Annotated in this window: 14 protein-coding genes; 7 read left to right on the plus strand and 7 right to left on the minus strand. The window is 53.6% G+C overall.

Going from position 1 to position 13,438, the window contains the following annotated elements; genetic code table 11:
* Window positions 1–88: 88 nt before the first annotated feature.
* The 3 genes from prc to HVZ37_RS12550 all read right to left on the minus strand — a co-directional run bounded on the left by prc (window position 89) and on the right by HVZ37_RS12550 (window position 3,438).
* Window positions 89–2,137 carry a carboxy terminal-processing peptidase gene (prc, locus tag HVZ37_RS12540; protein ID WP_181627563.1) on the minus strand — a complete coding sequence of 683 codons (2,049 nt, stop codon included), beginning with the start codon at window positions 2,135–2,137 and terminating at the stop codon, window positions 89–91.
* Window positions 2,138–2,156: 19 nt separating this feature from the next.
* A complete protein-coding gene (proQ, locus tag HVZ37_RS12545) occupies window positions 2,157–2,843 on the minus strand; it encodes an RNA chaperone ProQ (protein WP_043000397.1) in 687 nt (228 codons plus the stop codon).
* Window positions 2,844–2,940: 97 nt separating this feature from the next.
* Window positions 2,941–3,438, minus strand: coding sequence for a GAF domain-containing protein (locus tag HVZ37_RS12550; protein WP_043000396.1), 498 nt, complete (start codon window positions 3,436–3,438; stop codon window positions 2,941–2,943).
* Between the two features lie 130 nt (window positions 3,439–3,568).
* Here HVZ37_RS12550 and yebS point away from each other — a divergent pair, with 130 nt between their 5' ends.
* The 5 genes from yebS to HVZ37_RS12575 all read left to right on the plus strand — a co-directional run bounded on the left by yebS (window position 3,569) and on the right by HVZ37_RS12575 (window position 9,615).
* A complete protein-coding gene (gene yebS, locus HVZ37_RS12555; RefSeq protein ID WP_043000395.1) occupies window positions 3,569–4,852 on the plus strand; it encodes a membrane integrity lipid transport subunit YebS in 1,284 nt (427 codons plus the stop codon).
* Window positions 4,821–7,454, plus strand: coding sequence for a PqiB family protein (locus tag HVZ37_RS12560; protein WP_181627564.1), 2,634 nt, complete (start codon window positions 4,821–4,823; stop codon window positions 7,452–7,454). The genes yebS and HVZ37_RS12560 overlap by 32 nt, the downstream gene beginning before the upstream one ends.
* Before the next feature lie 77 nt (window positions 7,455–7,531).
* Window positions 7,532–8,971, plus strand: a complete 1,440-nt coding sequence (rsmF, locus tag HVZ37_RS12565) for a 16S rRNA (cytosine(1407)-C(5))-methyltransferase RsmF (RefSeq protein WP_082366170.1) — start codon at window positions 7,532–7,534, stop codon at window positions 8,969–8,971.
* 114 nt (window positions 8,972–9,085) lie between these two features.
* Window positions 9,086–9,322, plus strand: a complete 237-nt coding sequence (locus tag HVZ37_RS12570) for a YebV family protein (protein ID WP_161215572.1) — start codon at window positions 9,086–9,088, stop codon at window positions 9,320–9,322.
* A gap of 101 nt (window positions 9,323–9,423) precedes the next feature.
* Window positions 9,424–9,615, plus strand: coding sequence for a YebW family protein (locus HVZ37_RS12575; protein ID WP_043000391.1), 192 nt, complete (start codon window positions 9,424–9,426; stop codon window positions 9,613–9,615).
* Here HVZ37_RS12575 and pphA read toward each other — a convergent pair whose 3' ends face one another.
* The 4 genes from pphA to yobA form a co-directional block, all read right to left on the minus strand.
* Window positions 9,616–10,278: a protein-serine/threonine phosphatase gene (gene pphA / locus HVZ37_RS12580; RefSeq protein WP_090049235.1), complete on the minus strand. Its 663-nt coding sequence runs from the start codon at window positions 10,276–10,278 to the stop codon at window positions 9,616–9,618.
* A gap of 408 nt (window positions 10,279–10,686) precedes the next feature.
* Window positions 10,687–11,025 carry a YebY family protein gene (locus HVZ37_RS12585; protein WP_181627566.1) on the minus strand — a complete coding sequence of 113 codons (339 nt, stop codon included), beginning with the start codon at window positions 11,023–11,025 and terminating at the stop codon, window positions 10,687–10,689.
* Between the two features lie 16 nt (window positions 11,026–11,041).
* Complete coding sequence (gene copD, locus HVZ37_RS12590; protein ID WP_181627567.1) at window positions 11,042–11,914, minus strand: copper homeostasis membrane protein CopD; 873 nt, start codon at window positions 11,912–11,914, stop codon at window positions 11,042–11,044.
* A gap of 2 nt (window positions 11,915–11,916) precedes the next feature.
* Window positions 11,917–12,291 (minus strand): CopC domain-containing protein YobA, encoded by a 375-nt coding sequence (gene yobA, locus HVZ37_RS12595; protein WP_181627568.1) that lies wholly within the window; start codon window positions 12,289–12,291, stop codon window positions 11,917–11,919.
* Window positions 12,292–12,428: 137 nt separating this feature from the next.
* On the opposite strand from yobA, the gene HVZ37_RS12600 reads away from it, so the two are divergent.
* Together HVZ37_RS12600 and HVZ37_RS12605 are read left to right on the plus strand one after the other, a co-directional pair.
* Window positions 12,429–12,659, plus strand: coding sequence for a DNA polymerase III subunit theta (locus HVZ37_RS12600; RefSeq protein ID WP_042318454.1), 231 nt, complete (start codon window positions 12,429–12,431; stop codon window positions 12,657–12,659).
* 108 nt (window positions 12,660–12,767) lie between these two features.
* Window positions 12,768–13,430, plus strand: coding sequence for a carbon-nitrogen hydrolase family protein (locus tag HVZ37_RS12605; protein ID WP_104446580.1), 663 nt, complete (start codon window positions 12,768–12,770; stop codon window positions 13,428–13,430).
* The last annotated feature ends 8 nt before the right edge of the window (window positions 13,431–13,438 follow it).

Genomic DNA, 13,438 nt, shown 5'->3' on the forward strand with positions numbered 1-13,438 from the left:
AGACACAACTTTACATTTTTCTGCATCAGGCTGACGACTTCATGCGCTTGTTAAAAAAACAGGCACAATTTCTTGTGCCTGTATGAGGTTATTTCGTTGCGGTCGGTTGTACCGCGGGCTTCGCTTTCTCGAGCGTCGCCAGATCCAGCGCAATCTTCACCGTTTCATCAAGATACGGATCCGGTTCCTGGTAATCTTTTGGCAGGTCGTCCAGTTTCTTCAGAACCGGTTTTCCTTCTCGTTTAAACCGGTCATTGATTCGCGCCAGGCGCAGCGCATCATCTTCGTTATTCTCTTTTTCACGCTGTGCGTAATTCAGAGATACGATGTTGCGTTTATCCTTCATCGCATTGAAACGGGCGATATCCTTCATGATGTACTGGAACTCAGGATCCTGCGCGATACGCGCGTTATGATCTTTGAGTAATTCAGGGCCGAACGGCGTCAGATCGTCTGATTTCACATACGTTGCGGCATCGATGCTATCCCACGGCAACGCATTATCTTCAAATTTCTCACCGGTTTCGGTCTCTTCATTCCCCGTCGGCATGATGATATCCGGCGTGACGCCTTTACGCTGAGTACTGCCGCCATTCACACGATAGAACTTCTGGATCGTGTACTGAACGGAGCCCAGTGCGGGCCATTCTGGACGCAGCATCTGATCGTAAATACGATTCAGCGAACGATACTGCTGCACGGTACCTTTACCGAAAGTCGGCTCACCAACAATCAGCGCACGGCCGTAATCCTGCATGGCCGCAGCGAAAATTTCCGATGCCGACGCGCTGAAGCGATCGACCAGAACCACCAGCGGGCCTTTGTAATACACAACGCCATCGGTATCGCTGTCCTCACGGACTTTACCGTTGTTGTCACGAACCTGAACCACCGGACCGGAAGGAATAAACAGACCGGACAGCGAAACAGCCTCCGTCAGCGCCCCGCCGCCGTTGGTCCGCAGATCGATGACGATGCTGCTGACGTTCTGTTTTTCCAGTTTCTGCAACTGAACTTTGACATCGTCAGTCAGGCCAACGTAGAAGCCCGGGATATCCAGTACGCCGACGTTCTCTTTACCTACCGTCTTCACAGACATTTTAACGGCACGGTCTTCCAGACGGATACGCTCACGCGTCAGTGTGACAATACGGGTTTTTGTGCCTTTGCCGGCAGGCAGAACTTCAAGACGAACCTTGCTGCCTTTTGGCCCTTTGATAAGCGCAACCACATCATCCAGGCGCCAGCCGATCACATCGACCATGCTCTTACCGGTCTGACCCACACCGACAATGCGATCGCCGACGCTAATTGCCTTGCTCTTCGCCGCCGGACCGCCAGCCACCATGGAGTTAATGACCGTATAGTCATCGTCCATTTGCAGCACGGCACCAATCCCTTCAAGGGACAGGCTCATCTCGGTATTAAACTGCTCGGTATTCCGTGGCGAGAGATAGTTGGTATGCGGATCGATTTCCCGCGCAAACGCGGTCATAGCCAGTGAGAAGACATCTTCACTGTTAGTTTGCGTCAGACGACGGATCGCGGATTTATAACGACGCGTCAGCGTCTCACGAATTTCTTTATCGTCTTTGCCGGTCAGTTTCAGACTTAACTCATCGAACTTCACCTTGCCGTCCCACAGCGCATTCAGCTCAGCCTCATCTTTTGGCCAGGGTGCTTTGCTGCGATCGAGATTGAAGGTGTCAGTCCCGGTGAAGTCCATCGGACGTTCCAGCACTTTCAGTGCGTACTGAAAACGCTCGAAGCGGCGTTTTTGCGCCAGATTATAGAGATCGTAAAAAACGTCGAGCTTACCCGAACGCAATTCGTCACCCAGTTGCCCTTTCTTCTTCGCAAACTGTTCGACATCCCCCGCCAACAGCACGTTGTGGCTGTAATCGAGTAAATTCAGATAGCGGTCGAAAATTTTGGCGGAAAAGGCCGAATCGAGATCGAACTGACGGTAGTGAGAACGCGTAAAACGCGACGTGACGCGTTCACTCACCGTCGCGTGCTGGGTTTCTTCCTTAAGAACAGGAATCTGATCGGCACGCGTAATGTCGTCCACTGCGAAGGTCTGGCCTGCTATTGCAAGCAGGCCAGCTAACGCGGTAAGCCTAAAAAATGTGTTCATGCCAGGCCTGGCCTCCGTTTCAGAACACCAGGTGTTCTGCGCGTACAATCAAAGACATACCCGAATTCAGCTGTACACGGACGCCATCTTTGGTGATTTCTAATACGGTGGCATCCATCGCATCGTTACCCGCTTTCACCTTCAGAGACTGTCCAACGCTCAGCGCTGAAATATCCGAAACCGGAGTCAATTTCTCTTCACGAGGTGCGCGAGGCGCTTTCGCGGCAGGTTTTTCAGCACGCGGTTTACGCTCAGTCGCTTCTTTGCGGCGTGGTGCAGGACGCGGCTTACGTTCACGACGCGGGGCGTCTTCAGTTTCCCCTGCAGCAGCGGCAGCTTCACGTTTTTTCGCTTGCTGTTCCGCACGCTGCGCCTGAACGCGAGCTTTCGCTTCTTCAAGCTGCTTACGCGCATGTTCAACGTGCTGCTCATCCAGCTCACCGCACGGGTTGCCGTCGAGATCGACACGCGTTGCGCCCGGCTTAACGCCGTACAGATAACGCCAGCTTGAAGTATAAAGACGTAAAGCGGAACGAAGTTGCGTTTTGCTGAGGTTCATTTCGCCCTCAATACGCTCTACCAGATCCTGAAAAATGCCAATTTTCAGTGGGCGCGCTTCGCCTTCCGCACTAAAACACTGCGGAAAACGCTCGGCCAAAAACGCGATGACTTCTTTACTGCTATTCAACTTAGGTTGATTTTCCATGAAATTTCCTGATTACAACGGACGTAGCCAACAAGCAGCAGGCATGAACAGGCGTCATTATAATGACGCCATCAGTAATTGCTACGTTATCCGTTGATTATCCTGCGACGCTCGCAAAGAATTTTTTGTAATCCGTCATTGCAAGCACGGTTTCAAGCTGCGCAACGAGCCGGCGAAGCCCCTCTTCATCCTCAGCGGTGAAGCGCCCAAACGCCGTACTGTCGATGTCCAGCACGCCAATAATATGACCATTGACGGTTAATGGCAGGACAATTTCCGCATTACTGGCCGCATCGCAGGCGATGTGACCATCAAAGGCGTGAACGTCGTCAACCCGCTGCACCTGGTTGTGGGCAACGGCTGCGCCGCACACACCGCGACCCACCGGGATTCGTACACAGGCAATTTTGCCCTGAAACGGACCTAATACCAGCGTATCGCCCTCAAGCAGGTAAAACCCCGCCCAGTTCACTTGCGAAAGACGTTCGTATAACAGTGCGCTGGTGTTCGCCAGCGTGGCCAGAAAACTGGTCTCTCCTGCCATTAATGCCTGGAAATCGCGGTTCAGTTCCGCGTATAGCTCTGTCTTGTTCATTATATAATCACTTAGTTGTCTTACTCTGATACTGCCAGCCTATTAAAATAAGCATTAAATGCGTTAATGCTCAAGATCATTCCCGTCATGAGTTAAGATTACATAAATCTAACACTTTGATTCGCGATACATGGCTCTCAAGACACCCCAGATCACGCCGACAAAAAAAATAGCGATCCGATCCATCAGCGAAGCACTGCCTCGTGCGCACTATCAGCGTTGCCCTCAGTGCGATTTGCTGTTTAGTCTGCCGAAGATGCGTTCTCACCAGAGCGCATACTGTCCCCGCTGCCAGGCGAAAATTCGTGATGGCCGCGACTGGTCGCTGACGCGGCTGGGCGCGATGGCGGTCACCATGCTGTTGCTGATGCCCTTCGCCTGGGGCGAGCCGCTGCTGCACATCTATCTGCTGGGCATCCGTATTGATGCCAATGTGATGCAGGGGATCTGGCAGATGACAAAGCAAGGCGATCCCATTACCGCGGCGATGGTGCTGTTTTGTGTCGCGGGCGCGCCGCTGATCCTCGTCACCGCAATTGCGTATCTGTGGTTCGGCAATATTCTCGGTATGAATTTGCGCCCGGTGCTGCTAATGCTGGAAAGGCTTAAAGAGTGGGTGATGCTGGACATCTATCTGGTGGGCATTGGTGTGGCATCGATCAAAGTTCAGGATTACGCTTTTTTGCAGCCGGGCGTAGGACTTTATGCCTTTATTGCGCTGGTGGTCCTGAGCATCCTGACGCTGTCGCACCTGAACATCGAACAGCTGTGGGAACGTTTTTATCCGCAGAGACCGGCAAAGCGTCCGGATGAGCAGTTGCGCGTTTGTCTCGGCTGCCATTTTACCGGCTATCCGGACCCGCGTGGCCGCTGCCCGCGCTGCCATATTCCTTTACGCGAGCGCCGAAACCAGAGCATCCAAAAATGCTGGGCGGCATTGTTGGCATCGATTGTTTTGCTGCTGCCTGCTAACCTTCTGCCTATCTCGGTTATCTACGTGAACGGTGGACGACAGGAAGATACAATCATGTCCGGTATCCTGTCGCTGGCGAACAGCAATGTCGCCGTGGCCGCCGTGGTCTTTATCGCCAGTATTCTGGTGCCATTCACTAAAGTGATCGTCATGTTTACGCTGCTACTCAGCATTCAGTTCAAATGCGAACAGGGTTTACGCACGCGAATGCAACTCTTGCGTCTGGTCACGTGGATCGGTCGCTGGTCGATGCTGGATCTTTTTGTTATCGCTTTAACCATGTCGCTGATTAACCGCGACCAGATTCTTGCTTTTACTATGGGACCGGCTGCGTTTTATTTCGGCTCAGCGGTCATTTTGACTATTCTTGCAGTGGAATGGCTGGACAGCCGCTTACTTTGGGATGCACATGAGTCAGGAAACGCCCGCTTCGCAGACTGAAGCGCAGATTAAAACGAAACGCCGTATCTCACCATTCTGGCTACTCCCGCTGATCGCATTAATGATTGCGGGATGGCTGATATGGAACAGCTATGAAGATCGCGGTAACACTGTGACCATCGACTTCATGTCTGCGGATGGCATTGTCCCGGGCCGTACGCCTGTTCGCTATCAGGGCGTTGAGGTGGGTACGGTTCAGGACATCAGCCTCAGCAAGGATTTACGCAAAATTGAGGTGCGGGTCAGCATCAAGTCCGACATGAAAGACGCGCTACGCGAAGAGACGCAGTTCTGGCTGGTGACGCCTAAAGCGTCGCTCGCGGGCGTCTCTGGCCTCGATGCGCTGGTCGGCGGCAATTATATCGGCATGATGCCCGGTAAAGGTAAAGAGCAAGATCATTTCGTCGCCCTCGACACCCAGCCGAAATATCGGCTGGATAACGGCGATCTGATGATTCATCTCAACGCACCAGACCTCGGATCGTTGAACAGCGGCTCGCTGGTTTATTTCCGCAAAATCCCGGTCGGTAAAGTCTACGACTACAGCATTAACCCGAACAAACAGGGCGTCACCATCGACGTGCTGGTTGAACGCCGCTTTACCAATCTGGTGAAAAAAGGCAGTCGCTTCTGGAACGTTTCCGGCGTGGATGCTGACGTCAGCCTGAGTGGTGCGAAGGTTAAACTGGAAAGTCTGGCGGCCCTGGTAAATGGTGCAATCGCCTTTGACTCACCCGATGATTCAAAAACGGCAGAGCAAGATGATACCTTCGGCCTGTATAAAGATCTGGCCCACAGTCAGCGCGGCGTCATTATTAAACTTGAACTGCCGAGCGGCGAAGGACTGAAGGCTGATTCTACGCCCCTGATGTATCAGGGGCTCGAAGTCGGCCAGCTCACAAAACTGGATTTACAATCCGGTGGCAAAGTCACCGGTGAAATGACCGTTGACCCCAGCGTCGTAGCGCTGTTACGTGACGGCACGCGCATTGAATTGCGCAGTCCCAAACTTTCGCTCAGTGACGCTAATATCAGTTCGTTACTGACGGGTAAAACCTTTGAACTGGTGCCCGGCACCGGTGAACCGCGCAGCGAGTTCGTGGTCGTCCCCGGTGAAAAAGCACTGCTCCACGAACCGGACGTCCTGACCTTTACCCTGACCGCGCCCGAAAGCTACGGTATCGATGCAGGTCAACCGCTGATCCTTCACGGCGTCCAGGTGGGCCAGGTGATCGAACGTAAGCTGACCAGCAAAGGGGTCGAGTTTATTGTGGCGGTCGATCCGCAACATCGTGGCCTGGTCCAGGGTGACAGCAAATTCGTGGTCAACAGCCGCGTGGATGTCAAAGTAGGTCTGGATGGCGTGGAGTTCCTCGGTGCCAGCGCCAGCGAATGGATCAGTGGCGGTATTCGCATATTGCCCGGCAGCAAAGGGGAAATGAAATCAAGCTATCCGCTGTATGCCAACCTGGAAAAAGCGGTAGAGAATAGCCTGAGCGATCTGCCGACCACTACCCTGAGCCTGCGTGCGGAAACATTGCCGGACGTGCAGGCCGGCTCCGTGGTGCTGTATCGTAAATTTGAAGTGGGTGAAGTGATTACCGTACGCCCGCGCTCCGACGCCTTTGACATCGATCTGCACATCAAACCGGAGTACCGCAACCTGCTGACCAGCAATAGCGTCTTCTGGGCCGAAGGTGGCGCTAAAGTGCAGCTCAACGGCAGCGGTTTGACCGTGCAGGCCTCTCCCCTGTCGCGTGCGCTGAAGGGGGCGATCAGCTTTGATAACCTCAGCGGCGCCAGCGCCAGCCAGCGCAAAGGCGACAAGCGCATTTTGTATGCTTCCGAAACCGCCGCACGTGCGGTTGGCGGGCAGATTACCCTTCACGCCTTTGATGCCGGGAAACTGGCGGCAGGAATGCCCATTCGCTACCTCGGTATTGATATCGGACAGATCCAGACGCTTGAACTGCTCACTTCGCGCAACGAGGTACAGGCGAAGGCGGTATTGTATCCGGAATATGTGCAGACCTTCGCCCGTGGCGGGACGCGCTTCTCTGTGATTACGCCGCAAATCTCGGCCGCTGGCGTGGAACATCTCGACACGATCCTGCAACCCTACATCAACGTCGAGCCGGGTCGGGGTAATCCGCGCCGTGACTTTGAACTGCAAGAAGCGACCATTACCGACTCACGCTACCTTGACGGGCTGAGTATTGTGCTCGAAGTTCCCGAAGCTGGCTCGCTGGCGATCGGTACGCCGGTACTGTTCCGCGGGATTGAAGTTGGTACTGTCACCGGCATGACGCTCGGTACTCTGTCTGACCGCGTGATGATCGCCTTGCGCATCAGTCAACGCTACCAGCACCTGGTCCGCAACAACTCTGTCTTCTGGCTGGCGTCCGGTTACAGTCTGGACTTCGGCCTGACGGGCGGTGTAGTGAAGACCGGTACCTTTAATCAGTTCATTCGCGGCGGCATTGCCTTCGCCACGCCGCCTGGCACTCCGCTGGCGCCGAAAGCGCAGGCGGGTAAACACTTCCTGCTGCTGGAAAGTGAACCGAAAGAGTGGCGTGAATGGGGCACCGCGCTGCCACGTTAATATCCGGCTCCGGCGTGCTCGCGCCGGAGCCTTTATGCTACACTGCGCGCTTGTTTTTCTGCCGGTGGTACTCCCCCGTGACTCAACACGCTGTTTATTTTCCTGACGCCTTTTTAACGCAAATGCGCGAGGCAATGCCTGCGCACCTCTCTTTTGACGATTTTCTCGCCGCTTGTCAGCGTCCGTTACGCCGCAGCATCCGCGTGAATACGCTTAAGATTTCAGTGGCCGATTTTCTCACCTTAACCGCCCCGTATGGCTGGTCGTTGACGCCCGTTCCCTGGTGCGAAGAAGGTTTCTGGATTGAGCGTGAGGATGAAGATGCGCTGCCGCTCGGCAGTACCGCCGAGCATCTGAGCGGTCTGTTTTATATTCAGGAAGCCAGTTCCATGTTGCCGGTTGCCGCCCTGTTTGCCGACGATAATTCCCCCAAACGCGTGATGGACGTTGCTGCCGCGCCTGGCTCAAAAACCACGCAAATCGCTGCGCGCATGGGTAATCAGGGCGCGATCCTCGCGAACGAATACTCAGCCAGTCGGGTGAAAGTGCTGCATGCCAATATCAGTCGCTGTGGGATCAGTAACGTGGCACTGACCCATTTTGACGGCCGCGTATTTGGTGCAGCGCTGCCGGAAATGTTCGATGCGATTTTGCTTGATGCACCTTGCTCGGGTGAAGGTGTCGTGCGTAAGGATCCGGATGCGCTAAAAAACTGGTCCGTTGAGAGCAATCTTGAGATTGCCGCAACCCAGCGCGAACTGATCGAAAGTGCGTTTCACGCCCTGCGCCCTGGCGGTACGCTGGTCTATTCAACCTGTACGTTGAATCGTGAAGAAAACGAGTCGGTGCTGGCCTGGCTGAAAGAGACCTGGCCGGAGGCGGTGGAATTTTTACCGTTGGGCGATCTTTTTCCTGAGGCGAATCAGGCGCTGACGGCAGAAGGTTTCCTGCATGTGTTCCCGCAGATTTATGACTGCGAAGGATTCTTCGTCGCCCGCCTGCGTAAAACGGCCTCCATTCCCGCACTGCCAGCACCGAAGTACAAAGTGGGCAACTTCCCCTTCACCCCCGTCAAAGGTCGCGAAGCCGCGAATCTGACCCAGGCAGCTAATGCCCTCAGTCTGCACTGGGGCGAAAACCTGCGCCTCTGGCAGCGTGATAAAGAGGTCTGGCTTTTCCCGGCGGAGATAGAACCGCTGATCGGCAAAGTCCGTTTCTCCCGGCTCGGCATTAGGCTGGCTGAAACGCATAATAAAGGTTATCGCTGGCAGCACGAAGCGGTCATCGCGCTGGCTGATGTCAATCATCGCTGTGCGTTTGAACTGTCTCAGCCGGAAGCCGAAGAGTGGTATCGCGGTCGCGATGTCTACCCGCAGACCGTCCCCACCACTGACGATGTGCTGGTGACCTTCCAGCATCAGCCGATTGGCCTTGCCAAACGGATCGGCTCGCGCCTGAAAAACAGTTACCCGCGTGAACTGGTTCGTGATGGCAAATTGTTTACCGGTAATGTCTGAAATCAGAAAATTTGCGCATTTTTTGACTGGCGCTTTTGCCTGCGTTGACTACGCTGAAAAATGGACGGCCTAACTGGTCGTACCACAATCAGCGAATTAACGGAGAGCACGATGATGAAAACCAGTGTGCGCATTGGCGCCTTTGAAATTGACGATGCCGAGTTACACGGCGAGTCGCCGGGAGACCGAACGTTAACCATTCCGTGTAAATCTGATCCGGATTTATGCATGCAACTGGATGCCTGGGACGACGAAACCAGCGTTCCGGCCCTACTGAATGGCGAACATTCGGTTCTTTTCCGTAAACACTACGATCGTAAGTCTGATGCCTGGATCATGCGTCTTGCCTGATTCAAAAAGAACCCGTCTGCCGGCGGGTTATTTATTTCCCCCTTCCCGCTTGCGTTAATTCCTCCTACACTTTTGTTATGGCTGTACAAAATGAGGATAGGATGTTCGCACTGGTTCTGTTTGTCTGTTATCTGGATGGTGGTTGCGAAGATATCGTAGTGGATGTTTACGATACAGAGCGGCAGTGCCTGTATTATATGGACGATCAACGGATTCGTCAGGGCGGCTGCTTTCCGGTTGAGGATTTTATCGATGGATTCTGGGCGCCCGCCCAGCAATACAGCGACTTTTAATCACTGTAGTTGTACCAGCGTTAACTCGCCGCCGAATACCGCTCCCGTATCGATGTAGTGCAGATTGTCGCTGTCTACACGTTGACGCAACGGCGTATGGCCAAACCAGAAATGGTCAGCGCCGGCGATAGCTGTCCCTTCTCCTGCCAGATGCGCACTCAGTCGCGCGCGTCGCCACAACACCTCCGTAAGGTTAACCGGCTTTTGCCACTGATAAATATCTTCCGGGTAATCGGCGTGGGCGACCACATGGGTCGCCTCGCGGCAATGCAATTCCAGGATCCACGGCAGATGCTGGCAGTATTCCAGTGCCAGCGTTGCATGATGCCGTTTCTGCTCAGGCAACGCCGTAAACCAGCCGCCACCATTCATCGTCCACAACGACCACTGTGACGTACGCAATGCATCTATCGCCATCTGTTCATGGTTCCCTCTGACTGCCACCATCCAGCGCTTATGCAGCAACTGCAGGCAGCGCAAACTGTCAGGACCGCGATCGATGAGATCGCCCACAGAGACCAGTAAATCTTGCCAGGGATCAAAGCGACAGGCCCGCAGCTTTGCCATCAGCAGCGCAAAACAGCCGTGGATATCCCCGACCACCCAGATGTGTCGCCACTGTGCCCCTTCGATCATTTGGTAGATTTTTTCAGGCTGTTTCATGAGAGTTTTGTCCTCAGTCACGCCCTAACACAAATTTAACAATAGCAGCAAAAAACGCTGGACGTTTATGCCCGGGTGTGGGTATGGTTTACTCAGAATGATAAGTGCGAAATGCCATTAGGCTCAGGAAAAGCACCCGTTCTATAGATAAAAAGAGACCGAATACGATTCCTGTATTCGGTCCAGGGAAATGGCTCTTGGGAGAGAGCCGTGCGCTAAAAGTTGGCATTAATGCAGGCTAAGTCGCCTTGCCTTTTAAGAATAGATGACGACGCCAGGTTTTCCAGTCTGCGGCTTGCACGGCTGGAAAAAAACGGCGCTGATCACTGGCTGAAATGTAAAAACCGCAAGACGCTTTACAAAAGGCTTGCGGTTTTTTATTGGAAATCAGAAAGATACTTTTGGTAACTAACAGAGCTTTTCCGCTCGTTCGATAAACGGTGCCAGACTCATTTTTTCACCCGGTTTTGCCGGATCGTCAATCTGAATCACCGACAGGGGCTGCGCATTTATTTTACCGCTCGCCACCTGCTCTTGTGCAACATCGTTTAACGGATACTGAACAAGCGTGCTGGGGTTAATCACATACAGCGCGTTTCCTGGCCGACAGGTCAGCATCACCTCTTCACGATTGAACGCCCATTTATCTTTACCGATTTCAAAACGGCTTACGGTGATGACCTGCGGTGCCGCCAGCGCAACCCCTGAGCTAGTCAGAAGCAGCAAAGAGAGAATCACTTTTTTCATGAATTTTGCCTGTCCTTCAGAACGGTTCCAGCGTCGCAAACACACTGACGATTGCCAGCACGACGGCGCCAACTCCCCATTCGATCTTCGTCATCCAAATAAAACACCGATTGATGCGTCGACTATCCTGCCGCATTCGTGGTACGAGAAGATACCGATTCGCCAGTGCGATTGCCACCATTAGCAGGACAAGTGCACATTTTAGCAAAAGCAGTTGCCCCCAGGCGGTCTGCCATGGCAGGGAAAAACCCTGAATAAACAGCAGATTGGTGATACCGGTGAGTAATACTCCCGCCACGGCAAGATGCCCATAGCGGGAAAAACGCATCATGGTGTAAACCGCCTGCTGCTGCCAGCGTCCTTTTGCCATGTGCATGCAATAAATCACCGGTAGCAGTCCTCCAAACCAGGTTGCAGCGCAAATCAGATGCATTGCATGGTTTGTCTGCTGGAGCGCACCAATAACCCCCGAGTGCAGTGTGGCATGCCCAACCCCCGTCAGCAGGGCAAACTGTGCGAGAGTTAAGAGCAGTAATAGTCGCGCTAAATCACGCGGCACAATCAACGCGACAACCAACGTAACCAGCGCCAGAACGATTTGCCAGAGCCACACACCGCCAAACTGAGTTTGCAATACCGCGCCCCAGACAGACACGGAGATAACATCCTGCCAGCCAGAGCCCATAAGCCCACCCTGGACTGCCAGCATCAGTAATGCACTCACAAAACCCCATAACGCAGCATGTTGTTGCAGGCGCAGGAAGCGTCTGCTCATCAGACGGCGGATCGATGCCGGCGCAAGCCATGCGCTGTAGAGCGCAGAGCCAAACACCAGCATCAGGGCGGTAAAATGGATGAAGCGGAGAACAACCCACGTCAGCGTCAGCATGTTTATTTCACACTAAAGGTGTACTGCCCTTTGGTTTTGTGCCCATCGACAGACACCACGTGCCAGTTCACCGTGTATTCGCCCGGCTTCAGCGTTTCATCAAGCGGGACGATGAGCTGTTTTTTATCCTGTTCGTTACGCTTTACGGGACGGATTCTGATTCCCTCTTGTTTTGGACCGGTAATTGTCGCCCCGCTGAATCCGGGCTCAATACCTTCAGAGAAATTAAGCGTCAGCGCCTGCGGCGCGGCGGTCACCTCGGCATCCGCCGCGGGATACTGGTGTGTCAGATGCGCATGCGCCCACACGGTGGGGGTTGCCAGAGCGGCTGCCAGAAAAAGGAGCGTATAGCGGAAAGTACGTGCAGGAGAGACCATATCGACTATTCCCTTTTGTAATGACTTATCCTGAGAGGATAACCTTCTATAATGTTCGCGTCGACAATCATCAATTGCGGCTTGCCATTGTGGTCGACTCTTAGTAACTTCTGCGCGCAAGATCGAAGGAGAAGCCCATGCACAAAAATCTGGCTCAGCTTGAACAAGCTGAAATGGACAAAGTAAACGTAGATCTGGCCGCTGCCGGCGTCGCGTTTAAAGAGCGCTACAACATGCCCGTTGTCGCTGAAGTGGTAGAACGTGAGCAACCTGCACATCTGCGCGACTGGTTTCGCGAGCGTCTGATCGCCCATCGTCTGGCGTCCGTTTCGTTGTCCCGTTTACCGTATGAGCCGAAACCTAAATAATTTTTCGGCGTGAAGTTACATATCCTTACATATTGCCTGCTACAGTATAAGTGCATTCTTATTCTATGATTTAAGGATGATTGTAGACACTATGAAAAGGAAGTCATTATGTCACGCTGGAAAATCGCCGCTGCACAGTATGAACCGCTAAAAACATCTGTTCGTGGACATATCGCTCATCACCTGAATTTCATCGACGCAGCAGCCCGGCAACAGTGCGAACTGTTGGTGTTTCCCGCCCTCTCCTTACTCGGTTGCATGGACGAATCGCAGTGCCTGCCTGCGCCGCCGGATATCGATATCAGTCTGCTACAACCGCTCTCTCAGGCCGCCCACGCGCACCGCATGACGATCATTGCCGGTCTTCCGGTCGAGCATAACAACCGTTTTGTCAAAGGGATTGCCGTCTTCGCACCATGGATAACCTCACTGCGTTTGTTTCCTCAAAGCCACGGCGCGTGTCTTGGTAAGGGCCTGAAAACGATCAGCGTGGTGGATGAGCAACCGGAAGGTGTCGATATGGATCCGGCGTTTTCTCTGTTTACCACCAGCCAAAGCGTCAGTGAGCCGGAATTGCTGACCTCCACGTCGCAGTTACAACATTTCTCACATCAATTCTCGATTGCCGTACTGATGGCCAATGCGCGAGGAAGTAGCGCATTATGGGATGAAAGCGGGCAATTAATTGTCCGCGCCGACCGTGGTTCGCTGTTATTAACGGGGCAGCGCACAACGCAGGGTTGGCAAGGTGATATCATTCCATTACGCTAATCGTTTTC

This window comes from Citrobacter sp. RHB35-C17, assembly GCF_013816795.1.
In the GTDB taxonomy this organism is placed as follows: Bacteria; Pseudomonadota; Gammaproteobacteria; order Enterobacterales; family Enterobacteriaceae; genus Citrobacter_A; species Citrobacter_A amalonaticus.

Excerpts from the sequence above, each read along its gene's own strand:
- prc (WP_181627563.1), bottom strand. The coding sequence starts at position 2,137 with ATGAACACATTTTTTAGGCTTACCGCGTTAGCTGGCCTGCTTGCAATA.
- proQ (WP_043000397.1), bottom strand. The coding sequence starts at position 2,843 with ATGGAAAATCAACCTAAGTTGAATAGCAGTAAAGAAGTCATCGCGTTT.
- HVZ37_RS12550 (WP_043000396.1), bottom strand. The coding sequence starts at position 3,438 with ATGAACAAGACAGAGCTATACGCGGAACTGAACCGCGATTTCCAGGCA.
- yebS (WP_043000395.1), top strand. The coding sequence starts at position 3,569 with ATGGCTCTCAAGACACCCCAGATCACGCCGACAAAAAAAATAGCGATC.
- HVZ37_RS12560 (WP_181627564.1), top strand. The coding sequence starts at position 4,821 with ATGAGTCAGGAAACGCCCGCTTCGCAGACTGAAGCGCAGATTAAAACG.
- HVZ37_RS12570 (WP_161215572.1), top strand. The coding sequence starts at position 9,086 with ATGAAAACCAGTGTGCGCATTGGCGCCTTTGAAATTGACGATGCCGAG.
- HVZ37_RS12575 (WP_043000391.1), top strand. The coding sequence starts at position 9,424 with ATGTTCGCACTGGTTCTGTTTGTCTGTTATCTGGATGGTGGTTGCGAA.
- pphA (WP_090049235.1), bottom strand. The coding sequence starts at position 10,278 with ATGAAACAGCCTGAAAAAATCTACCAAATGATCGAAGGGGCACAGTGG.
- HVZ37_RS12585 (WP_181627566.1), bottom strand. The coding sequence starts at position 11,025 with ATGAAAAAAGTGATTCTCTCTTTGCTGCTTCTGACTAGCTCAGGGGTT.
- copD (WP_181627567.1), bottom strand. The coding sequence starts at position 11,914 with ATGCTGACGCTGACGTGGGTTGTTCTCCGCTTCATCCATTTTACCGCC.
- yobA (WP_181627568.1), bottom strand. The coding sequence starts at position 12,291 with ATGGTCTCTCCTGCACGTACTTTCCGCTATACGCTCCTTTTTCTGGCA.
- HVZ37_RS12600 (WP_042318454.1), top strand. The coding sequence starts at position 12,429 with ATGCACAAAAATCTGGCTCAGCTTGAACAAGCTGAAATGGACAAAGTA.
- HVZ37_RS12605 (WP_104446580.1), top strand. The coding sequence starts at position 12,768 with ATGTCACGCTGGAAAATCGCCGCTGCACAGTATGAACCGCTAAAAACA.